This is a genomic window from Burkholderia mycopellens, from assembly GCF_964265025.1.
GTDB lineage: Bacteria > Pseudomonadota > Gammaproteobacteria > Burkholderiales > Burkholderiaceae > Burkholderia.
Genome location: NZ_OZ183802.1, coordinates 3,560,502 through 3,582,493, shown reverse-complemented (window position 1 = coordinate 3,582,493; position 21,992 = coordinate 3,560,502). Strand labels below are relative to the sequence as shown.

The 21,992-nt window shown below is 67.2% G+C and carries 19 protein-coding genes; 14 read left to right on the top strand and 5 right to left on the bottom strand.

Annotation, left to right across the window (positions count from 1 at the left end):
* Positions 1 to 418 precede the first annotated feature (418 nt).
* The 3 genes from ACPTTC_RS16705 to ACPTTC_RS16695 are packed head-to-tail and all read left to right on the top strand — an operon-like array spanning position 419 to position 3,015.
* Complete coding sequence (locus ACPTTC_RS16705; protein WP_423393108.1) at positions 419 to 1,732, top strand: D-alanyl-D-alanine carboxypeptidase family protein; 1,314 nt, start codon at positions 419 to 421, stop codon at positions 1,730 to 1,732.
* A gap of 48 nt (positions 1,733 to 1,780) precedes the next feature.
* Positions 1,781 to 2,707: a D-amino acid aminotransferase gene (locus ACPTTC_RS16700; RefSeq protein ID WP_423393107.1), complete on the top strand. Its 927-nt coding sequence runs from the start codon at positions 1,781 to 1,783 to the stop codon at positions 2,705 to 2,707.
* Complete coding sequence (locus ACPTTC_RS16695; protein WP_011353335.1) at positions 2,707 to 3,015, top strand: HP0495 family protein; 309 nt, start codon at positions 2,707 to 2,709, stop codon at positions 3,013 to 3,015. Before ACPTTC_RS16700 ends, ACPTTC_RS16695 begins: the two co-directional genes overlap by 1 nt.
* On the opposite strand, the gene ACPTTC_RS16690 is transcribed toward ACPTTC_RS16695, so the two are convergent.
* On the bottom strand, positions 2,999 to 3,985 hold the full coding sequence (locus tag ACPTTC_RS16690) for a transcriptional regulator GcvA (RefSeq protein WP_226201000.1): 987 nt from the start codon (positions 3,983 to 3,985) through the stop codon (positions 2,999 to 3,001). The genes ACPTTC_RS16695 and ACPTTC_RS16690 overlap by 17 nt on opposite strands.
* Positions 3,986 to 4,087: 102 nt before the next feature.
* On the opposite strand from ACPTTC_RS16690, the gene ACPTTC_RS16685 reads away from it, so the two are divergent.
* The 3 genes from ACPTTC_RS16685 (at position 4,088) to lipA (ending at position 6,239) form a co-directional block, all read left to right on the top strand.
* The gene (locus ACPTTC_RS16685) at positions 4,088 to 4,414 is read left to right on the top strand and encodes a DUF2917 domain-containing protein (protein WP_174974766.1); all 327 of its coding nucleotides are present in this window, start codon (positions 4,088 to 4,090) and stop codon (positions 4,412 to 4,414) included.
* An 84-nt stretch (positions 4,415 to 4,498) separates the two neighbouring features.
* Positions 4,499 to 5,254, top strand: a complete 756-nt coding sequence (gene lipB / locus ACPTTC_RS16680) for a lipoyl(octanoyl) transferase LipB (RefSeq protein WP_423393106.1) — start codon at positions 4,499 to 4,501, stop codon at positions 5,252 to 5,254.
* Complete coding sequence (gene lipA, locus ACPTTC_RS16675; RefSeq protein WP_175951427.1) at positions 5,247 to 6,239, top strand: lipoyl synthase; 993 nt, start codon at positions 5,247 to 5,249, stop codon at positions 6,237 to 6,239. The genes lipB and lipA overlap by 8 nt, the downstream gene beginning before the upstream one ends.
* 296 nt (positions 6,240 to 6,535) lie before the next feature.
* On the opposite strand, the gene ACPTTC_RS16670 is transcribed toward lipA, so the two are convergent.
* Positions 6,536 to 6,949, bottom strand: a complete 414-nt coding sequence (locus ACPTTC_RS16670) for a hypothetical protein (RefSeq protein WP_423393105.1) — start codon at positions 6,947 to 6,949, stop codon at positions 6,536 to 6,538.
* Positions 6,950 to 7,540: 591 nt separating this feature from the next.
* Between ACPTTC_RS16670 and tauA the strand changes: the two genes are divergently transcribed.
* Genes tauA through ACPTTC_RS16655 form a run of 3 tightly spaced genes read left to right on the top strand, consistent with a single transcriptional unit; the run spans position 7,541 to position 10,345 of the window.
* Positions 7,541 to 8,557 carry a taurine ABC transporter substrate-binding protein gene (gene tauA / locus ACPTTC_RS16665; RefSeq protein ID WP_175951428.1) on the top strand — a complete coding sequence of 339 codons (1,017 nt, stop codon included), beginning with the start codon at positions 7,541 to 7,543 and terminating at the stop codon, positions 8,555 to 8,557.
* Positions 8,558 to 8,585: 28 nt separating this feature from the next.
* Positions 8,586 to 9,383 carry a taurine ABC transporter ATP-binding protein gene (locus ACPTTC_RS16660; protein ID WP_423393104.1) on the top strand — a complete coding sequence of 266 codons (798 nt, stop codon included), beginning with the start codon at positions 8,586 to 8,588 and terminating at the stop codon, positions 9,381 to 9,383.
* A complete protein-coding gene (locus ACPTTC_RS16655; protein WP_423393372.1) occupies positions 9,383 to 10,345 on the top strand; it encodes an ABC transporter permease subunit in 963 nt (320 codons plus the stop codon). Before ACPTTC_RS16660 ends, ACPTTC_RS16655 begins: the two co-directional genes overlap by 1 nt.
* A gap of 120 nt (positions 10,346 to 10,465) precedes the next feature.
* Here ACPTTC_RS16655 and ACPTTC_RS16650 read toward each other — a convergent pair whose 3' ends face one another.
* The 3 genes from ACPTTC_RS16650 to ACPTTC_RS16640 all read right to left on the bottom strand — a co-directional run bounded on the left by ACPTTC_RS16650 (position 10,466) and on the right by ACPTTC_RS16640 (position 15,490).
* Complete coding sequence (locus tag ACPTTC_RS16650; protein WP_423393103.1) at positions 10,466 to 12,310, bottom strand: YadA family autotransporter adhesin; 1,845 nt, start codon at positions 12,308 to 12,310, stop codon at positions 10,466 to 10,468.
* 267 nt (positions 12,311 to 12,577) lie between these two features.
* On the bottom strand, positions 12,578 to 14,455 hold the full coding sequence (gene ggt / locus ACPTTC_RS16645) for a gamma-glutamyltransferase (RefSeq protein WP_423393102.1): 1,878 nt from the start codon (positions 14,453 to 14,455) through the stop codon (positions 12,578 to 12,580).
* A gap of 72 nt (positions 14,456 to 14,527) precedes the next feature.
* A complete protein-coding gene (locus ACPTTC_RS16640; RefSeq protein ID WP_175951432.1) occupies positions 14,528 to 15,490 on the bottom strand; it encodes a LysR family transcriptional regulator in 963 nt (320 codons plus the stop codon).
* Positions 15,491 to 15,740: 250 nt separating this feature from the next.
* Between ACPTTC_RS16640 and ACPTTC_RS16635 the strand changes: the two genes are divergently transcribed.
* From ACPTTC_RS16635 to ACPTTC_RS16615, 5 genes are all read left to right on the top strand, one after another.
* The gene (locus ACPTTC_RS16635) at positions 15,741 to 17,873 is read left to right on the top strand and encodes a 3-hydroxyacyl-CoA dehydrogenase NAD-binding domain-containing protein (protein WP_423393101.1); all 2,133 of its coding nucleotides are present in this window, start codon (positions 15,741 to 15,743) and stop codon (positions 17,871 to 17,873) included.
* Positions 17,874 to 17,902: 29 nt separating this feature from the next.
* Positions 17,903 to 19,111, top strand: coding sequence for an acyl-CoA dehydrogenase family protein (locus tag ACPTTC_RS16630; protein ID WP_423393100.1), 1,209 nt, complete (start codon positions 17,903 to 17,905; stop codon positions 19,109 to 19,111).
* Positions 19,112 to 19,125: 14 nt separating this feature from the next.
* Complete coding sequence (locus ACPTTC_RS16625) at positions 19,126 to 20,262, top strand: acyl-CoA dehydrogenase family protein (RefSeq protein WP_423393099.1); 1,137 nt, start codon at positions 19,126 to 19,128, stop codon at positions 20,260 to 20,262.
* 30 nt (positions 20,263 to 20,292) lie between these two features.
* Positions 20,293 to 21,498, top strand: a complete 1,206-nt coding sequence (locus ACPTTC_RS16620) for a CaiB/BaiF CoA transferase family protein (RefSeq protein WP_423393098.1) — start codon at positions 20,293 to 20,295, stop codon at positions 21,496 to 21,498.
* A gap of 181 nt (positions 21,499 to 21,679) precedes the next feature.
* Positions 21,680 to 21,985 (top strand): DUF485 domain-containing protein, encoded by a 306-nt coding sequence (locus tag ACPTTC_RS16615; protein ID WP_301756409.1) that lies wholly within the window; start codon positions 21,680 to 21,682, stop codon positions 21,983 to 21,985.
* The last annotated feature ends 7 nt before the right edge of the window (positions 21,986 to 21,992 follow it).

Sequence of the window (21,992 nt, the reverse complement as noted above, 5' to 3'; positions counted from 1 at the left end):
TTCCCGCCGCGCGACATCGCGCCGCAGCGTGCGGCGCAACCCGACTTCCACCTCGCCTGCGCACGCCTTTCGCACAGCTTCGTGTGCGATGACGTGCGGCTTGCCGTCACCCTGCGCCCGATGCCGATGTGCGGCCGATGTGCGGCCGTTGGGCGCCAGGTTCGCGAAAACGCCCAGCGCGGCCACGTATAATGGCCGCATTCCGCTTCGCCCGCGGCCCGGCTGGGCCCATGCGGCGCTCGTTTCGCCGCCTGTCCGCCCGCTCGCGACGGCCGCGAACCGAACGCGTCCGCACGAGTCCAACCGGCGCGTTTCGCGTCGCCCGACGATATCGGGCGAGTGCCCGAAACGCCCGCCGCCTTGCCGTTCAACCCTGCGCGTTTCGCACCGCACTTTCTGCCATCAGCCTGAATCGATCATGCGTCTGTCTCCCCAAGGCCTCAAGTCCCTCGCTTCCTCCATCGCCTTCGGCACCGCCGCGCGCAACGTCGCGCTCGGCGTGATGCTGCCCGTCGCGCTCGCGTCGACGATCGTCGTCGCCGAGGCGAAGCCGGCCGCCAAGGCCAAGGCCGCGCATGCAGCGCCGGCCGCCACCGAGCAGTTCACCGGCGCGCCCGCGACCTACATGCCGGGCGCGGTGCCGCCGCCGGGCGTGAATGCGCGCTCGTGGGTGCTCGTCGATGCGACCAGCAACACGGTGCTCGCGTCGGGCAATGCCGATGAACGCGTCGAGCCCGCATCGCTGACGAAGCTGATGACGGCGTACCTCGTGTTCGAGGCGCTCGACAAGAAGAAGATCTCGATGGAGCAGATCGTCACGCCGAGCGAAGCCGTGCGCCGCGTCGGCCGCGACGAGTCGCGCATGTTCATCGAGGCGAACAAGCCGGTGTCCGTGCACGATCTCGTGTACGGGATGATCATCCAGTCGGGCAACGACGCCGCGATCGCGCTGGCCGAACTCGTCGGCGGCAGCGAAGGGCAGTTCGTCACGCTGATGAACGACGAGGCGCAGCGCCTCGGCATGAAGGGCACGCACTTCGCCGACGTAAACGGCATGCCCGACCCGAACCACTACACGACGGCCGGCGATCTCGCGAAGCTGTCCGCCCACCTGATCCGCGATTTTCCGCAGTACTACAGCATCTTCTCGGAGAAGGAATTCAAGTACAACAACATCCGCCAGGGCAACCGCAACCGGCTGCTGTGGCTCGACCCGACGGTCGACGGCCTGAAGACGGGCCATACGCAAGCGGCCGGCTACTGCCTGATCGCGTCGGCGAAGCGCGCGATTCCGGGTGTGGATGGCCAGCGTCGCCTGGTGTCGGTGATGATGGGCGAGCAGAAGGAAGGCGAGCGCACGCAGGACAGCATGAAGATGCTGAACTACGGCTACAGCGCGTTCGATTCGGTGCGCCTGTTCAAGGGCGGCCAGGCGATCTCGACGCCGCGCATCTACAAGGGCAAGGACAACACCGTGCAGGTCGGCGTGCAGGGCGACCAGTGGGCGACCGTGCCGCGCGGCCTCGGCGACAAGGTCAAGACGGAAGTCGACGTCAACGCGCCGCTGATCGCGCCGCTCGCGCAAGGCCAGCAGGTCGGCACCGTGAAGATCGTCGCCGACGGCAAGACGCTGTCGGAATTCCCGGTCGTCGCGCTGCAGGCGGTGCCGGAAGCGGGTATCTTCGGGCGTATCTGGGACTCGATCCTGCTGATGTTCAGCAAGAAGAAGTAAGCACGACGGGCCTTTGTTTCCACGACTTCATCCCCATCTGTCATCGTTATGAGCCAAGCCGAATTCGAACCGATCGTCTACCTCAGCGTGTCGTCGCAGGAGGAAATGGTGCCGCTGTCGGAAGCCCGCGTACCGGTGCTCGACCGCGGGTTCATCTTCGGCGACGGCGTGTATGAAGTCGTTCCCGTCTATGCGCACGACGGCGCGCACGTGCCGTTCCGGATCGAGCAGCATCTGGCGCGGCTCGAGCGCAGCCTGAAGAAGATCGGCATCGTGAGCCCGCACGATGCGGCGGGCTGGCGCGCGCTGATCGAGCGGGTGGTCGCGGCGAACGCCGAAGGCCTCGGCGACGGCAACGCGCTCGTCTACCTGCAGGTGACGCGCGGCGTCGCGAAGCGCGGCCACGCGTTCCCTGCGAACGCGGTGCCGACGGTGTTCATGATGACGAGCCCGCTGCGCCTGCCGTCCGCCGAAGAGCGAGCGCAGGGCGTGCGCTGCGTGACGGCCGAGGATCGCCGCTGGCTGCACTGCGACATCAAGTCGATCTCGCTGCTCGGCAACGTGTTGATGGCGCAGCATGCGGCCGAACGCGATGCGTTCGAGACGCTGCAGCTGCGCGACGGCAACCTGACGGAAGGCTCGTCGTCGAACGTGTGGATCGTGAAGAACGGCGAACTGCTCGCACCGCCGCGCAGCAACAAGATCCTCGAGGGGATCCGCTACGCGCTGATCGAGGAACTGGCGGATGAATGCAAGATCCCGTTCGTTGCACGCGAGATCAGCGAAGTGGAGTTGCGCGCGGCCGACGAAATCATGATCACGTCGGCCACGAAGGAAGTGCTGCCCGTCACGTCGCTCGACGATCTGCCCGTGCAGGGCGGCAAGCCTGGCCCCGTGTTCGCGGCGTTGTATGACGCGTACCAGCGCGCGAAGGCGCGCGAGTTTGAACAGTTTGACCTAACCCGGAGAAAATGATGAGCGAACCGACCAAAACCATCGAGGTGACCGGCGCGATCGATACCCGGAAGGAGTCGCTGCTGGAGTTCCCGTGCGATTTCCCGATCAAGATCATGGGCAAGGCGCACCCCGAGTTCAAGGACACGATCTTCAAGGTCGTGGCCGTTCACGACAACGAGATCGATGTCGAGAAGATCGAGGAGCGTGCGTCGAGCGGCGGTAATTACACGGGCCTCACGATCACCGTGCGGGCGACGAGCCAAGAACAGCTCGACAACATCTACCGCGCACTGACCGGCCATCCGATGGTCAAGGTTGTGCTCTAAGCGCCCTCCATCCTCCTTCCTGCGCGCACTCGGCGGGACGCTTCCCCGCCGCGCGCCGCGCGTCCAGCTCGTCGCACAGCCGCTTGTATTCGGCGACTTCCTCGAACAGCCAGTTCCGGAACGCCTGCACGCGCGGTGCATTCAGCAGCGGCGGCGGACACACGAAGAAATAGTGCCACGGGCTCGGCCCGTCGATGTCGAACAGGCGCACGATGCGTCCGTCGAGCAGGTCGTGCACCGCGAGCGAGCGGCGCACCAGCGCGATGCCCTGGCCGTCGATCGCGGCCAGCAGCAGGTTCGACGAATCCTGGTACAGAATCCCCCGCTTCGGCTCGGTCAGCGTCTTGAGCCCGGCCGCGTCGAACCACGGGCGCCACAGCTCGTCGTCCGAGCGCAGCAGGGTGTAGTGCACGAGATCGGCGGGCGTTTGCGGCAGCTTGCCGCCGTTCAGCGTCGGCGCACACGCCGGAAAGAACACCTCGTCGAACAGCGGCTCGACATGCAGCCCCGGATAGTTGCCTTGGCCGAAGCGGATCGCGAGATCGACGTCGTCGCGCGCGAAATCGGTGAGCGAGTTGGTCGACTGCAGCTCGACGTCGATTTCCGGATGCCGCTCGATGAACGTGCCGATGCGCGGCGTGATGAAGCGCGCGGCGAACGACGACAGCATCGACACCACGAGCCGCCGGTCGCGGTCGCTCGCGCGCACGTCGCGGGTCGCATCGGCGATCACCATCAGCGCGGTACGGATCTGTTGTGCATAGCGCATGCCCGCGTCGGTCAGGCACAGCCGCTTGCCGTTGCGCGTGAACAGCTGCACGCCGAGCTCCTCCTCGAGCGCGCGCACCTGGTGGCTGACCGCGCCGTGCGTGACGAACAGCTCGTCGGCGGCGCGCGAGAAATTCTCGTGACGGGCGGCGGCTTCGAACGCGCGAATCGCGTTCAGTGCAGGCAGCTGGCGGAGGTCCATTTGCTAATTTTCCTCACATCGACGTGAAAATTGGTCGTTTTGTCGGACGCCTTGAAGTGACTACGATTGTAGCCATCGAAGCATTTATTGGCGGAGTCGATCATGCAAGAAATTTCTTCAAGCATCACGTTCGAAATCCCCGCGGGCGAAACCGTGCCGATGAAGGTGCAACGCAGCACGCGGCTGGTGGTGCAGCGCGGGCCGGTGTGGGCGACGCGCAGCAACGACGTCAACGACTACTTCCTGGTCGACGGTGAAACGCTGAAGCTGCGCCGCGGCGAGCGGCTGTGGCTCAGCGCGGAAGGCCGGGAGGGCACGTGCGTGGCATTCTCGGTGTCGCGGCCGCCGCGGGAAGTCGCGCTCGGCGGGCTGGCACGGCTGCGCGAACGCGTGACCGCGCTGCTCCATGACGGATGGCGCACCGTCTGACCATCATTTCCTCCGACGGATAGCGGCGATCCGTCCCCTCTCCCAGGCCGGCGAGACCTACGGGTTTTCGGTAAACTACCGCCCATGTCCGTTTCGCCGGTTTCCATCGTGTCCACGCCTGTAGCCGTTTCCGCATCGCCCGCCGGGTCACCGGATCAGCCGGCCCAGCCGGTCACCGTGCGCTGGCGGGGCGTCGAGACCTACGAGGCGAGTTTCGACGCAATGCGCGCGTTCACCGACACGCGCACGGCCGACACCGGCGACGAGATCTGGCTGGTCGAGCACCCGCCCGTCTACACGCTCGGCCAGGCCGGCGACCCGGCCCACCTGCTGGTGGCCGACAGCGGCGTGCCGCTCGTGAAGGTCGACCGCGGCGGGCAAATCACTTACCACGGCCCCGGCCAGATCGTCGCCTACCTGTTGCTGGACCTGCGCCGGCGCAAGCTGATGGTGCGCACGCTGGTGACGAAGATCGAGGAGGCCGTGATCGAAACCCTCGCGGCGTATAATCTCGCTTCGATCCGCAAGGCGGGCGCGCCCGGGATCTACGTGGCATCCGGCGTGCACGAGGGCGCGAAAATCGCGGCCCTCGGCCTGAAGATCCGTAACGGCTGCAGCTATCACGGGCTGAGCCTGAACGTGAAGATGGATCTGCGCCCGTTTCTTGCGATCAACCCGTGCGGCTATGCCGGACTGGAAACCGTCGACATGGCGAGCCTCGAGGTTGCCGCCGACTGGAACGACGTCGCCCATACGCTGGTGCGCCGTCTGATCGCCAACCTCGACGGCGCATCCGCGGCCGCCGACAAGCCGCAGGCACTGGAACAATCGAATGACTGACGTTACCGCTTCTCCCGCACCGGCCGATTCGGCCGCGACCGCTGCCTACGATCCGACCGCCAAGCAGAAGGCGCAGGCGAAGACGGCGCGCATCCCGATCAAGGTCATTCCGATCGAGAAGCTGAAGAAGCCCGAGTGGATCCGCGTGAAGGCGGCCACCGGCAGCTCGCGCTTCAACGAGATCAAGACGATCCTGCGCGAGCACAACCTGCATACGGTGTGCGAGGAAGCGAGCTGCCCGAACATCGGCGAATGCTTCGGCAAGGGCACCGCGACGTTCATGATCATGGGCGACAAGTGCACGCGCCGCTGCCCGTTCTGCGACGTCGGCCATGGCCGCCCCGATCCGCTGGATCCGGACGAGCCGAAGAACCTCGCGCGCACGATCGGCGCGCTGAAGCTCAAGTACGTGGTGATCACGAGCGTCGACCGTGACGACCTGCGCGACGGTGGCGCCGGCCACTTCGTCGAGTGCATTCGCGAAGTGCGCGAGCAGTCGCCGGAAACGCGCATCGAGATCCTGACGCCGGACTTCCGCGGCCGTCTCGACCGCGCGATCTCGATCCTGAACGCCGCGCCGCCGGACGTGATGAACCACAACCTCGAAACGGTGCCGCGCCTGTACAAGGAAGCGCGCCCGGGTTCGGACTACGCGCACTCGCTGAAGCTCCTGAAGGATTTCAAGGCGCTGCATCCGGACGTCGCGACGAAGTCGGGCCTGATGGTCGGCCTCGGCGAAACCGAAGAGGAAATCCTGCAGGTGATGCGCGACCTGCGCGCGCACGACGTCGACATGCTGACGATCGGCCAGTACCTGCAGCCGTCCGAGCACCACCTGCCGGTGCGTGCGTACGTGCATCCGGATACGTTCAAGATGTACGAGGAAGAGGCGTACAAGATGGGCTTCACGCACGCGGCGGTCGGCGCGATGGTGCGGTCGAGCTATCATGCGGATCTGCAGGCGCACGGGGCCGGGGTGGTCTGAGCGCCGTTGCTTTCGTCGAACCCGAAAAAGCCCGCAGCGATGCGGGCTTTTCTGTTGGTTTTTGCCCAATGCTCGATTCCTGGGTAAGGTTGTTACCTTTTCTTTGACGGTGGATCGAGATAACGGCGGCACGGACGTTGCGAAAGCAAACTTCCCGGAATATTTTCGCGAGTGCCTCAATGACATCGGCGCAGCGCCGCCATCGGTGAATGGTGGGCCGATGGCCCGAGATCTGAAGACGCGTTCACATCTATCCAGTCGACGATAAGCCGATCGCGGAAAGCGTCGGAGTGCTTTTATTCGGGTTTAGATCGATCTTCTGCCGTATCGTCTTCGCTGTTCTTCTCGTCATAGCAAAGCGCTGCTATTTGCCACCGGTCATCACAGGCAAGCCATGGTTCCAGAAAGTTGAACCAGATAAGTGCCATTCCGTCGCGTCGTATCGAGCTTGTACCCGAAATCGATGCCCATTGTTTGCTTTCCGTGATTCTTATGGTCTCGTCCCGGAAGCCTAGATCGAAACGGCGCCAGGTATTCTCGGATAGATGTTGTTTAATATGAGATATTTGTTGGTGTCTGGTGATTATTATGTCTCCTCGCTTTACGAAGAAGTGCGGGCTCTCCACAAAACTCAGTTGATCTATATCGCCGTTAGTGTAGGCGTCGATCCACACATCTCTCATCTGTATCAGATCATACTTTGTTTTCATGGTTCTCCGCTGATTTTATGATCCGGAAAGTTGGGTATTGAGTGTTGCTTCCGGTAAAGCTCAATCGAGTGCTTTATGTGTGTTTCAAGTCTATTGGTGGAATGCTCGTGCAGTGGATATGGTCCAATGGTTTTTTAAAATATAATGCCTCGGCGTAAAATATCATTCAATGCATTGAATTGATACAAGACTTGTATGAAATTTTCCGGGGCTTGGAAAGAAGTGTGATTCGATGGTGCGCCAGTCCGAATATAACGAATGAATTTGCGTCTTTATCTGATACGTGTTGCGCTTCGCTGTCTTGAAAAAGGGGGCGTGCGATTGGCCTGTGATATAGGGTGGATAGGATGTATCCGAAGTCATCCTGGAATTCGGTAACAATGTCGCAATACCGGCAATTGTTCCATCGAGGCTCCCGGTCGCGCTTGCGCATATCGATCGCCGCTTAATGATCGGTCTGACGTAATCCAGCATGGAAAGCAAAGCTGAAACGGCATCGATAGCTTCGCACGATAAGTTCGCTCCCGCCGCGCGCAAAGCTCCTATAGTCGGCTCTCCCGCAGCAATGCCCGCATTCCGAAGGAGAGCCGCATGTCCCGTTTCAGCTTCATCCGCCGCGCCGTCGTCGCACTGACCGCCTTTGCCGCGCTCGGCGCGGCGCACGCCGAATCGCGCGAAGTCGTGATCGCGTACCAGGACATGGTCGTGCCGTGGCGCTACGCGCAGGCGAGCGGTGAAGTCGAAAAGGCAACCGGCTACAAGGTCAGGTTCCGCAAGCTCGACAGCGGCGCCGACGTGATCCGCGCGCTCGCGTCGGGCTCCGTGCAGCTCGGCGAAGCCGGCTCGAGCCCGATCGCGGCCGGCCTGTCGCAGGGGCTCGACATCTCGCTGTTCTGGGTGCTCGACAACATCAACGACGCCGAGGCGCTCGTCGCGCGCAACGGTTCCGGCGTCACGAGTATCGCGGCGCTGAAGGGCAGGAAGATCGGCGTGCCGTTCGTGTCGACGTCGCATTTCCACACGCTCGTCGCGCTGCAGGCCGCGGGCGTCAATCCGAACGACGTGAAGATCGTCAACTTGCGCCCGCCCGAAGTCGCGGCGGCGTGGGCGCGCGGCGACATCGACGCGACCTACATCTGGGATCCGGTGCTCGCGAAGGTCAAGCAGTCGGGCACCGTGCTGACCACGTCGGGGCAAGTGGCGAAAGAAAGCGGCAAGGCGACCTTCGACGGCTTCGTCGTGAGTCGCAAGTTCGCGCGCGAGAACCCCGAGTTCGTCACGCGTTTCGTGAAGGTGCTCGCCGCCGCCGATGCCGACTATCGCGCGCATGCGGCGGCGTGGAAGGTCGGCTCGCCGCAGGTCGCGGCGGTCGCGAAGGTATCGGGCGCGAACGCGCAGGACGTGCCGGCCAGCCTCGCGCTCTATGCATTCCCGACGGCGGCCGAGCAGGCGTCGCCGACGTGGCTTGGCGGCGGTGCGCAATCGGGCGCCGCGAAGTCGCTCGCGGCCACCGCCACGTTCCTCAAATCGCAAGGCACGATCCAGACGGTGCTCGCCGACTACTCGGCCGGCGTCGATCCGCAGTTCGTGCAGAAGGCCGCGCGCTGAGCGCGGCGAACATCGCGGAGTCCCGAGCATGAGTACGCTGGAAGTCCGTCAGGTTTCGGTGGCCTATCCGGGCGAGCGCGGCAGGCCGACGACGCAGGCGCTCGCACGCGTCGACCTGCGCATCGAGGCCGGCGAATTCGTCGTCGCGCTCGGCGCGTCCGGGTGCGGGAAGACGACGCTGCTGAACTGCATGGCCGGCTTCGTCGCGCCGACCACCGGTGAGGTGCGCGTCGACGGCGTGCCGGTCACGGGCCCCGGCGCCGATCGCGGCGTCGTGTTCCAGAAGTACGCGCTGCTGCCGTGGCTTAACGTGCTCGACAACGTCGCGCTCGGGCTGCGCTTCGCGCGCGTGTCGAAGGCCGAACGCGAAGCGCGGGCGCGGGAAATGCTCGCGCTCGTCGGGCTCGACGGGCATGCGCATGCGCGGGTGTACGAGCTGTCGGGCGGGATGCAGCAGCGGGTCGGCATCGCGCGCGCGCTCGCGAGCGACCCGCGCGTGCTGCTGATGGACGAGCCGATGGGCGCGCTCGACGCGCTGACGCGCGGCACGATGCAGGCGCTCGTGCTCGACGTGTGGGCGCGCACCGGCAAGACGGTGTTCTTCATCACGCACGATGTCGAGGAGGCGCTATTCCTCGCGACGCGTCTCGTCGTGATGACGCCCGGCCCCGGCCGGATCGCGGAAACGTTTGAGTTGCCGTTCGCGCGCCGCTACGTCGAATCGCGCGATGCGCGGGCGGTGAAGTCTTCACCGGATTTCATCGCGTGGCGCGAGCGGCTGATCGCGTACCTGCATCGCGACGAAGCGGCCGAGGTGGCCGCGTGATGCATGAACTCGCGCGACAGGGCGCGTCGGTCGGACGCGGTCGGATCAGCACTTTGCACAGGCAGGACAGCATGAGCACGCAGGATTCGTGGACGGCCGACGCGACGGCCGCAGGTGTCGAGCAGGGCGATCCCACGCGGACTCGGGTGGCGGAACGTCGTGCGCCGTTGTCGCGGCGCTACCGGTTGCCGGGGGAAGGGAAGACGGCCGGGTTGAGCGCGGCGACGGTCGCGGCGCTGGCCGTGCTGTGGTGGGTCGCCACGCATCGCCAGTGGTTGCCGCCGCTGTTCCTGCCCGCACCGGAAGCCGTGTGGACGGCATTCGTCGATGCATGGCATGGCCGCATCCAGGGCGGGTTGCCGTTGTCCGAGCACCTGCTGTGGAGTGCGGCGCGCGTGTTCGGCGCGTTCGGGCTCGCGACCGCGATCGGCGTGCCGGCCGGCATCCTGATGGGCGTGAGCCGCGTTGCGCGCGGCGTGCTCGATCCGCTGCTGGAGTTCTACCGGCCGTTGCCGCCGCTCGCATACCTGCCGCTCGTCGTGATCTGGTTCGGCATCGACGAAACGGCGAAGCTCGTCGTGATCTTCCTCGCGTGCTTCGCGCCGATCGCGATGGCCGCACGTGCCGGCGTGCGTGCGGCGACGGTCGAGCAGATCAACGCCGCGTATTCGCTTGGCGGCAGCTTCGCGCAGATCGTGCGGCACGTGGTGCTGCCGGCCTCGCTGCCGGAGATCCTCACCGGGCTGCGGATCGCGATCGGCTTCGGCTGGACGACGCTGGTGGCGGCCGAGATGGTCGCCGCGACGGCCGGGCTCGGGCAGATGGTGCTCAACGCATCGAGCTTCCTGCGCACGGATATCGTCGTGATGGGCATCCTGATCATCGGCGCGATCGCGTGGCTGTTCGATCTCGCGATGCGGTGGGTCGAGCGGCGGGTGGTGCCGTGGAAGGGGCGGGGCTAGTCGCGTGCCACGCGCAGCGCGTGGCGGCGGCGGCCGCGCAATGAACCCGAAGGAGCCGGGTTCCGTATCGATCGGAACCCGGCTCCTGTTGCGTGACGCGCGCAGCCATGCCGCGACGGCTTACCAGCGATAGCCTGCGCCTGCGCCGACTGCCACGGTGCCTCGTGTATTGGTCGACCCGGACGCCTTGACCACCCAGCGACCGTTGCGGGTAGCAGTCGACAGACCGAATGCGACGGCCGACTGACCGCTGTACGTGCCGCCGGCAACCGATACCATGCTTTCGCCCGCCAGCGACGCCTGCGGCAGGTTCGCGATCGCGACGGCGGACGCGATGCCACCGCTCGCGTCGCGCCGGTAGTGATCGATGTCGGATCGAACGCTGCCGATCTTGTCGTTCAACTGCTGCACGTTCACGGCATCGGTCGGCGCGGTGCCGGCCTTGACGTTGGTGATCTGTCGTTCCTGCCCAGGCGCGCCGACGGATACCGTGTCGTCGCGATCGGCGACGGAATTCGCGCCGAGCGCGACCGAATTATTGCCCGATGCCTTCGCATTGTTCCCCATCGCGACACTGCCATTGCCTGAGGCGGTCGAGTTCTGGCCGAGCGCCATCGAACCCGATCCGGTCGCTCCGGAACCGTCGCCGAGCTGTGCCAACTGATTGCCATGCTCGCCCGTCGGCGGTTTGACGCCGGTGCCGTTCTGCTCGACCTTCGTCAGACGAGAATTCAGTGAATCGACGCTGTTCTGGAATTTCTGCTCCATCGCAAAGAGTTGCCCACCGTTGACGGCCTGCATGCTGCCGGCCGCGATTGCGCCTCCCTTGACGTTGTTGAGCAAGGTGCCGCCAACACCGCCGAGCGTCGCGCTACCGAGCGTCAGATCGTCGTACACGATCGCGCCGAGCGGCTTGCCGTTCGGGTCGATCAGGCCGGTCGCCTTGAGCTGCGCGACCGTCACGGCGTCGGTGTCGCCAGTGCCGTTCGACAGGCCGGTCAGCGTGCGCGTGCCGTTCGTGCCGGCGACACTGACCGATGCGCCGCCCTTGTCTGCGCCGATCGAGATGGCGAGACTGGCCGGATCCTGCCGCACGAGGCCGGTTGTGCCGTTGTCGAGTCGATTGCCGAGATCGCTGACGTCGTAGCGGATCGACTTGACGTCGGCTTCGGTCGTCGAGACGCGCCCGTCGAGGTTCGTCAGAGCACCGCCGACATTGGTGAAGGTCTGGCCGTCGATCTTGTAGTTCGGGCCGCGCACGGACCCGTCCGCGTTGATCGTGGCGTCGCCGCCGAGCGCTTCGACGACGGGCTTGAGTTGCGACAGGTTGGTCGCATCGGTGTCGCGCGTGCCGGCGCGGAGATTGACGAGCTGGCGCTCGTTGCCTGTTTTTCCGATCGACACGGTGTTCGCCCGATCGGCGGTGCTGCCCTGTCCCAGCGCGACCGCGTCGTGTGCGGTGACCGTCGCGTCCGCTCCGAGCGCGAGGGCGCGGTTCGCGTTGACGTTCGACGAGACGCCGAACGCGCTCGAGCGATCGCCGTGAACGTTCGCCTGTTCGCCGATGGCAACGGTGGACCGCCCGTCGGCGACGGAATTCACGCCGATCGCGATCGCCGAGTAGTCGCCGCCGGTCTCCCCGTTTGCCGTTGCGCCGGGACCGATGGCGATCGAGCCGGCACCCGACGCGACCGTCTGCCCGCCGGTACTGTCTTTGATTATCAGCTTGTCGAGCACGAGATCGTCGCCGGCATGGCTGTAGCCGGGCACCAACGCGCTTATCGAGAGCGCCAGCGCCGACATGCGGATGGCAGCCCGGGGGTGCCGCTTTGTCGAACCGTGCGGGCGTGCGTTGCCGAAGGAGATGGCAAGTAGGCGTATCATGAATCGTAGTCCTGAATGATGGATTGCGTGCATTCGGACGGTCAATGCCGATTTGCTTCTATGGGCAACGTGACATTGCAACGTTGTCCGCGAACGGCACGCCGGGATCGAATGGTCGAGACGCGAGTCAGGGACTATACGAAGCGGCAGATGCGCCGTCGATCAGACAATTACGAAATTGAAGTTAGCGGTACGGGACAGGACATCGCGTATCGATCGGGATGTCGCAGTTGGACAAGACGGGCGAACAGGAGGCGGCCAACGTCTGTCGGACGAGTCGGAATTTCGTCGCGGCGGGGCGGGGGACGGTATCGCGGCGGCGCGTCGCACCGCCATGCAAGGAACCGCTCAATCCCCCATCGCCACCCCTTCCCGCCGCGGATCGGCACCGCCGAACCACACCGTCTGCCCCTGCACGTTCAGCCGCTGGATCCCCTGCAGCCCCGAGTTCATCTCGACGATCTGCACGTCGTGCCCGCGACCCTTCAGCCCGTCGGCGAGCGCGTCTGACACGCGGCCGCGTTCGAGCTGCGTCGGCCCGTTCATCGACCCGAAGTTCGGCAGCGCGATCGCCTGCTGCATCGTCATCCCCCAGTCGAGCACGCCGACCAGCGTTTTCGCGACGTGATTGATGATCGCGGGGCCACCGGCCGAGCCGACGACCATCGTCACCTGCTTCGTCTTCTTGTCGAACACGAGCTCCGGCGACATCGCCGAGCGCGGCCGCTTGCCGGGCTGCACGCGGTTCGCGACCGGCCGGCCGTTGTCGTTCGACACGAACGAGAAATCGGTGAGCTGGTTGTTCAGCATGAAGCCGCGCACCATCAGCCGCGAACCGAACGCGTCCTCGATGCTGGTCGTCATCGACAGCGCCTGGCCATAGCGGTCGACGATCGCGATGTCGGATGTGGACGGCAACTCGGGGCTGCGGTCGTCGGCCATCGCGAGCGTCGCGCCCTGCGGCGTGCCGGCCTGCGCGACGCCCATGCTGCTGTCGCCGATCAGGTGCGCGCGCTGCGCGAGATAGGTCTTGTCGGTGAGGCTCGCCCAGCTTCCGCCCGGCAGCGGCACGAAATCGGGATCGGCGACGTAGCGCGCGCGGTCCGCATACGCGAGGCGCCCGGCTTCGCTGAACAGGTGCGCGGCGAACGGCGTCGGCTCGTAGCCGACATCGTTGCGCACCGGCTTCTGCGCGCCGATCTGCTGCCAGTCGGGCATCGCCTCGAGGATGCCGAGCATCTGCGCGATCGCGAGGCCGCCCGACGACGGCGGCGGCATCCCGCACACGACCGAGCGCCGGTAGTCGGCGCACAGCGGCGCGCGCACCTTCGCCTTGTAGCGCGCGAGATCCTGCAGCGACAGCAGGCCCGGGTTGGTCGGATGCCTGCGCACCTTCGTGACGATGTCGCGCGCGATCGCGCCGCTGTAGAACGCGTTCGCGCCGCGCTCGGCGACCTGGCGCAGCACGGTTGCGAGCGCGGGGTTCTTCAGCACCGTGCCGGCCGTCTTCGGCGTGCCGTCCGGGTTGTAGAAGTACGCGCGCGCGGCCGGGTCGTTCTTCAGGTACTTGTCGTTGGCGATCAGCGTCGCCAGCCGCGGGCTGATCGTGAAGCCGTGCTCGGCGAGCCGGATCGCCGGCTGGAACAGCCGTCGCCACGGCAGCTTGCCGTGCGCGCGGTGCGCGGCGTCGAGCATGCGCAGCACGCCCGGCGTGCCGACCGAGCGCCCGCCGACGACACCTTCGTAGAAGCTCATCGGCTGGCCGGTCGGCCCGTAGAACAGGCGATCGGTCGCGGCGGCCGGCGCGGTTTCGCGGCCGTCGTAGGCCTGCGTCGCCTTGCCGTCGAAGTACAGCAGGAACGCGCCACCGCCGATCCCCGACGATTGCGGCTCGACGAGCGCGAGCACCATCTGCGTCGCGATCGCCGCGTCGATCGCGGTGCCGCCTGCCTTCAGCATGTCGTAGCCGGCCTGCGTCGCGAGCGGGTTCGCGGCCGCGATCATGAAGTGCTGCGAGGTCCAGCCCGGCTTGTCGGTCCAGCCGGACGACAGCTCGGGCGCATGAAAACCGGGCAGCGGCACGGCGGCGCCCGATGCGGCGGCGACGGGCACCACCGCGCCCGACGACGGCGTGGACGGGGACGTGCAGCCGGTGTTGAACGCGACGAGCGCGACGGCGGCGAGCAGCGTCCAGGAGCGCGAATGCGGACGAATCCGGTCGAACATTGAACCCTCGGCAGCAGTGAATTCGAAGGAGGCGACGGGGCGGGCACAACGCGGCTGCCCGCCCCGGGCGCGCTATTGTCGCCGCGCGGCCGGCGGCTTGTCACCCGACAGGAAACCCTGACGCATCGCGCCGGGCCCGCCCCGGCCGGTCTTTCCGGCCTGTTCGAGGATGAACTCTATGAACGTCGACGTCGCACGCGTGTGGTGCCGGTTCGGCATGTAGAGCATGTACATATGCGTGCCGAAGATGCTGAGCCGGTACGCGTCGAGCGACGTGACGACCGTGCCGCGCCGGATGTCGTCCTGCACCACGTAGTCGGGCACGATGCCGACGCCGATCCCGCCGAGGATCGCCTGCCGCAGGAACAGGAAGTTCTCCGAAATCAGCGTGGGCTCGAGCAGCACCTCATGGCGCTCGTCGCCGAGATACGCGGCGATCCTGAGCTGCCGGCCCATCACCGTCGCGGTGACGACGGGAGCGGCCGACAACGCGCCGAGGCTTGACGGCATGCCGTGCTCGGCCGCGAATGCGGCCGACGCGCACGCGACGTAGCGTACCGCGCCCATGTCGCGCGCCACGAGGTTCTGCGGCGGCTCCGGCATCACGCGCACCGCGATGTCGATTTCGTCGCGCATCAGGTCTTCCACGCGGTTCTCGAACACGACGTCGAGCACGATCCCGGGATGCAGCCGCTTGAACGCGAGCAGCCAGTCGGACATCACCATCTGCCCGTAGCCGCTCGGCACCGACAGCCGCACGCGGCCCTGCAGGTCCTGGCCGAGCGTCGTCACCGATTCCTGCGCGGCGAGCAGTTCGTTGCGGATGCGCCGGCCGTGCTCGTACAGCTTCAGCCCGATTTCGGTCGGCTCGATGCGCCGCGTCGTGCGCCGCACGAGCTGCTGGCCGATCGAGCGCTCGAGCTGGTTCAGCCGGTAGCTGACATTCGCGCGGCTCATCTTGAGCCGCTGCGCGGCCTTGCTGAGATTGCCGGCGTCGAGGATCTCGACGAGCAGCGTCAGCGCGTTCAGGTCCATGCGTCGCGTCTCCTGATCCGTCCCGTTTAACGGTCGGAAAGCATTCAATGTCAAGTCAGACTTGACAGCTTGTAAAGGCGTGCGGGAATTGTCAATGAATCTAGATCAATCGAGAATCGGGTCATGCCCGGCGTCAGGCCGGATCTTGTCCCGCTTCGTGCGGGACCGGGGCTGGTGCCCCGGCGCCGCTCGCGTGGCCGCGAGCCACGAACCGGCGTCGACGCACCGGCCGCCGCGTCAAGGAGACACGATGAACTCACCCGCTTCCCCCACCAGCCCTGCCGGCATCGTCACGCGCGAGCGGCGCGACAAGGTGCTCGTCGTCACGATCGACCACCCGCCCGTCAACGCGTTGTCGGCCGACGTGCGGCGCGGCCTCGCCGACGCGCTCGACGCCGCGCAGGCCGACGACGCGATCCGCGCGGTGCTGATCGTCGGCGCCGGCCGCAACTTCATCGCGGGCGCCGACATCCGCGAGTTCGGCAAGCCGCCGGTGCCGCCGTCGCTGCCCGATGTCTGCGAGCGGATCGAGTCCAGCGCGAAGCCGGTCGTGGTCGCGCTGCACGGCGCGACGCTCGGCGGCGGCCTCGAGGTCGCGCTCGCCGCGCATTACCGGCTCGCGGTGCCCGGCGCGAAGCTCGGGCTGCCCGAAGTCACGCTCGGCCTGCTGCCCGGCGCGGGCGGCACGCAGCGCGCGCCGCGCCTGATCGGCGCGAAGGCCGCGCTCGACCTGATGCTGACGGGCCGTCATGCAAGCGCCGAAGAAGCGCTCGCGCTGGGCCTGGTCGACCGTCTCGCGCACAGCGACGACACGCTCGCCGAAGGCCTCGCCTACGCGCAGGAACTCGTGTCGCTCGGCGCGCCGGTGCGCCGCACGCGCGATGCGCAGGGGCTCGCCGACCGCGCATCCGCGCAGGCCGCGATCGATGCGGCGCGCGCGGAGCTGCCGAAGAAATCGCGCGGCCTGTTCTCGCCCGCGAAGATCGTCGACGCGGTCGAGGCAGCGCTCACGCAGTCGTTCGACGCGGGGATGAAGCTCGAGCGCACCCTGTTCCTGCAGTGCATCGACAGCCCGCAGCGCGCGGGCCTCGTGCATGCGTTCTTCGCGGAGCGTGAAGCGGCGAAGGCGCCCGAAGCGCGGCGCGCGAGCGCGCGGCCGGTCGAGCGCATCGGCGTGGTCGGCGGCGGCACGATGGGCGCGGGCATCGCGGTCGCGGCGCTCGATGCCGGGCTGCCGGTGACGATGATCGAACGCGACGAAGCATCGCTCGCACGTGGCCGCGCGCACGTCGAGAAGGTGTACGACGGCCTCGTCGCGAAAGGCCGGATGACGCCGGCCGCGCACGCCGCGCGGCTCGCGCGCTTCAAGGGCAGCACGTCGTACGATGCGCTCGCGCAGGCCGACGTCGTGATCGAGGCCGTGTTCGAGGACATGGCCGTGAAGCAGGCCGTGTTCGCCGAACTCGCGCGGGTGTGCAAGCCGGGCGCGGTGCTCGCCACCAACACGTCGTATCTCGACATCGACGCGCTGGCTGCGAGCATCGACCGGCCGGCCGACGTGATCGGCCTGCATTTCTTCTCGCCGGCCAACGTGATGAAGCTGCTCGAGATCGTCGTGCCGGCGCGCGTGAGCGCGGACGTCGTCGCGACCGCTTTCGCGCTCGCGAAGCAGTTGAAGAAGACGCCGGTGCGCGCCGGCGTGTGCGACGGCTTCATCGGCAACCGGATCCTCGCCGTCTATCGCACGGCGGCCGACTACCTGATGGAAGACGGCGCGTCGCCGTACCAGATCGATCGCGCGGTGCGCGAATTCGGCTTCCCGATGGGGCCGTTCCAGGTCGTCGATCTCGCGGGCGGCGACATCGGCTGGGCGACCCGCAAGCGCCGCGCGGCGACGCGCGACCCGCGGGCGCGCTACGTGGAGATTTCCGACCGGCTGTGCGAGCGCGGCTGGTTCGGCCAGAAGACGGCGCGCGGCTACTACCTGTATCCGGACGGTGCGCGCGTCGGCACGCCGGACCCGGAAGTCGAGACGATCGTCGCGCAAGAGCGCGCGAAGAAGGGCGTCACGCCGCGCCGGTTCACCGACGACGAGATCCTGCGCCGCTACCTCGCCGCGATGATCAACGAAGGCGCGAACGTCGTGCACGAGAAGATCGCGCTGCGCCCGCTCGATGTCGATGCGGTGTTCCTGTACGGCTACGGCTTCCCGCGCCATCGCGGCGGCCCGATGCATTACGCGGACACGATCGGCCTCGCGAACGTGCTCGCCGATATCCGCGCGTTCGCGAAGGAGGATCCGCTGTTCTGGAAGCCGTCGCCGCTGCTCGTCGATCTCGTCGCGCGCGGCGCGGATTTCGCGAGCCTGAACCGCATCGACTGAACGCCCACCGCATTCGCCACGGACCGAAGATGGACCTCAATTTCACTCCCGAAGAGGAAGCCTTCCGCACGCAAGTGCAGCGCTTCCTGCAAGCCGAACTGCCCGCGCGCATCGCGCGCAAGGTGAAGGGCGGCCTGCATCTCACGCGCGACGACATGCGCGAATGGCATGCCATCCTCAACGCGCGTGGCTGGCTCGCGAGCCACTGGCCGCGTGAATACGGCGGCCCCGGCTGGAGCGTCGCGCAGAAGTTCCTGTTCGACAACGAATGCGCGCTCGCGGGTGCGCCGCGCATCGTGCCGTTCGGCGTGAACATGCTCGGCCCCGTGCTGATCAAGTACGGCAACGAAGCGCAGAAGCGCCACTGGCTGCCGCGCATCCTCGACGGCACCGACTGGTGGTGCCAGGGCTACTCGGAGCCGGGCGCCGGGTCCGATCTCGCGGCGGTGAAGACGAGCGCGGTGCGCGGCGTCGACGCGCAGGGCGAGCACTACGTCGTGAACGGCCAGAAGACGTGGACCACGCTCGGCCACTACGCGAACATGATCTTCTGCCTCGTGCGCACCGCGACCGACGTGCGCAAGCAGGAAGGCATCAGCTTCCTGCTGATCGACATGAACACGCCGGGCGTCGAGGTTCGCCCGATCGTCACGCTCGACGGCGAGCACGAGGTGAACGAGGTGTTCTTCACCGACGTGCGCGTGCCGGCGGCCAACCTCGTCGGTGAAGAGAACCGCGGCTGGACCTACGCGAAATACCTGCTCACGTACGAGCGCACCAACATCGCCGGCATCGGCTTCTCGACGGCCGCGCTCGACCGGTTGCGCGCGGTCGCCGCGAAGGTCACGAAGAACGGCCGGCCGCTCGCGGACGATCCGTTCTTCGCGGCGCGCGTCGCCCGTGTCGAGATCGAGCTCGAGAACATGCGCACGACCAACCTGCGCGTGCTGGCCGCGGTCGCGGGCGGCGGCGCGCCGGGCGCGGAAAGCTCGATGCTGAAGATCCGCGGCACGCAGATCCGCCAGGAGATCACCGCGCTGATGCGGCGCGCGATGGGGCCGTATGCGCAGCCGTTCGTCGAGGAAGCACTGGATGCCGATTACGACGGCGAGCCGGTCGGCCCGGACGAAGCCGCGAGCGCCGCGCAGCAGTATTTCAACAACCGGAAGCTGTCGATCTTCGGCGGCTCGAACGAGATCCAGAAGAACATCATCGCGAAGATGATGCTCGGGCTGTAACGAGGGACGCGACGATGGATTTCCAGCACACAGAAGACCGCCGGATGCTGGCGGATACGTTGAACCGCTTCATCGCCGAACAGTACGCGTTTCCGGTGCGCGATCGCATCGCGCAGTCGGCCGAAGGCTTCGATCGCGCGATGTGGCGGCGCTTTGCCGAACTCGGCACCGTCGGCGCGCTGTTTTCCGAAGCCGACGGCGGGTTCGGCGGCGCGGGCTTCGACATTGCCGTGGTGTTCGAATGCCTCGGGCGCGGGCTCGTCGTCGAGCCGTTCCTCGGCGCGCTGCTCGCGGGCCGCGCGCTGTCGCTCGCCGGCGGCGCCGCGCATCGCGACCGGCTCGCCGCGCTGATCGACGGCAGCGCGAGCGCCGCGTTCGCGCACGACGAGCCGGGCTCGCACTACGAACTGACGACCGTGCGCACGCGCGCCGAACGCTCGGGCGACGGCTGGGTGCTGACGGGCGCGAAGGGCGTCGTCGACCAGGCCGCGCAGGCGGCGTTCTTCGTCGTCAGCGCGCGCGTGTCAGGTCGCGACGACGATGCGGCCGGCATCGGCCTGTTCGTCGTGCCGGCCGATGCGCCGGGCGTATCGCTGCGCGACTACCGGAAGATCGACGGCGGCCGCGCGGCCGAAGTGCGCTTCGAACGCGTCGCGCTGCCGGCCGATGCCGCGCTCGGCGCGCACGACGGTGAAGCCGGCGCCGAGCTGCTCGAACGCGTGCTCGGCTACGGGTTGCTGGCGCTGTCGGCGGAAGCGCTCGGCGCGATGGACGTCGCGAAGGCGTTCACGCTCGACTACCTGCGCACCCGCAAGCAGTTCGGCATGCCGATCGGCAGCTTCCAGGCGCTGCAGCACCGGATGGCCGACCTGCTGCTCGAAGTCGAGCAGGCGCGTTCGGCCGTGATCAACGCGGCCGCGCAGCTCGATGCGCCGCGCGTGGTGCGTGAACGTGCGCTCGCGGCGGCGAAAACCAGCATCGGCCGGATCGGCACGCTCGTCGCGGAAGAGAGCATCCAGCTGCACGGCGGGATCGGGATGACGTGGGAGCTGCCGCTGTCGCACTACGCGAAGCGCCTCGTGATGATCGATCACCAGCTCGGCGACGAGGATCACCATCTCGCGCGCTACATCGCGCTGTCGAAACAGTAAAAGCGAACGACGCGAATGGAGGAGACAAGGATGACGAACGAATCGCGCGCATTGCCGCTGGCCGGCGTGAAGGTGCTCGATTTCTCGCGCGTGCTGGCGGGCCCGTGGTGTGCGATGGTGCTCGCCGATTTCGGCGCGGAAGTAATCAAGGTCGAGCATCCGGCGCGCGGCGACGACACGCGCGACTGGGGCCTGAGGATCGGCGACACCGAGACGACCTACTTCAACAGCGTGAACCGCAGCAAGCGCTCGATCTGTCTCGACCTGCAGACCGGCGAAGGGCGGCGGCTCGCGCGCGAGCTGGCCGCGCAGGCCGACGTGGTGCTTCACAACTTCAAGTTCGGCGGCGCGGAAAAGCTCGGGCTCGGCTACGACGCGCTGGCCAAGCTGAATCCGCGCCTGGTGCACTGCGCGATCTCCGGCTACGACCGCTCGGGCGCCGAGGCCGCGCGGCCCGGCTACGACCTCGTCGTGCAGGGCGAGGCCGGGCTGATGGCGCTGAACGGCGAGGCCGGCCAGCCGCCGCTGAAGTTCGGCGTCGCGGCGGTCGACCTGTTCACCGGCATGTATTCGGCGCAGGCGATCCTCGCCGCGCTGTACGAGCGTCATGCGACGGGGCGCGGGCGGCGCATCGAGATGGCGCTGTTCGACTGCGGGCTGATGATCACCGCGTACTACGGGCTCGACGCGCTGCTGATGGGCGAGGATCCGCCGCGCTACGGCAACGCGCATCCGTCGATCGTGCCGTACGGCGTGTTCGACGCGGCCGACGGCCCGCTCGTGATCACGGTCGGCAACAACACGCAGTTCGCGCGCTTCTGCGATGCGATCGAACGGCCCGACCTCGCGGCCGACGCGAGATACAAGACCAATCTCGGCCGCTCGGAAAACCGTGCGGACCTGCTGCCCGAGATTCGCGGCGAACTCGCGCGCCGGTCGCGCGCGACGTTGCTCGCGGCGCTCGCCGATGCGGGCATTCCGTGCGGCGAAGTGCTCGGGCTGCACGAAGCGCTGAAGTCGGAGCGCGCGACGAGCGCGGGGCTCGTCACGCGGCAGCCGCACCCGGTCGCGGGCGGCGTCGACGTGCTTGCGCCGCCGTATCGGTTCGACGGCGCGCGATTGCCGGTGCGCGGTGCGCCGCCGGTGCTCGGTGCCGATACGGAGGCGGTGCTCGGCGGCTGGCTCGGCATGTCGGTCGACGAGGTTGCGCGGCTGCGTGCCGAGCGCGTGGTCTGACGCGCGCATCGTTCCTTTCACCGGATTGCCTTTCTCCGCCGCGGCGCGGGCGGATCGGTTGACGCGCCGGCCATCCACAACACCTCCCTCGCGACACGACGAGGGCATTCGGCGGGACCGGCGCGGGCGCTGAAGGGCCGGCGCCGGGCGACCGCCAAGCATGGGACAGGAGACAGACACCATGGAGCTTTCCGTCATCGAATCGGTCACGGCGCGCCGCGACTACCAGCAGCTCGTGCGTGCGCGGCGCCGCTTCAGCTTCACGCTGACGGCGCTGATGATCGCGACCTACTACGGCTTCATCCTGCTCGTCGCGCTCGCGCCGCACGTGCTCGCCGCGCCGCTGTACCGCGGCGCGACGACGACGGTCGGGATCGCCACGGGCGTCGCGATCATCCTGGTCGCGATCAGCCTGACCGCGTGCTACGTGCTGCGCGCGAACCGTGCGTTCGACCGTCGCGTCGACGCGATCCTGCAGCGCCCTTGACGGAGGC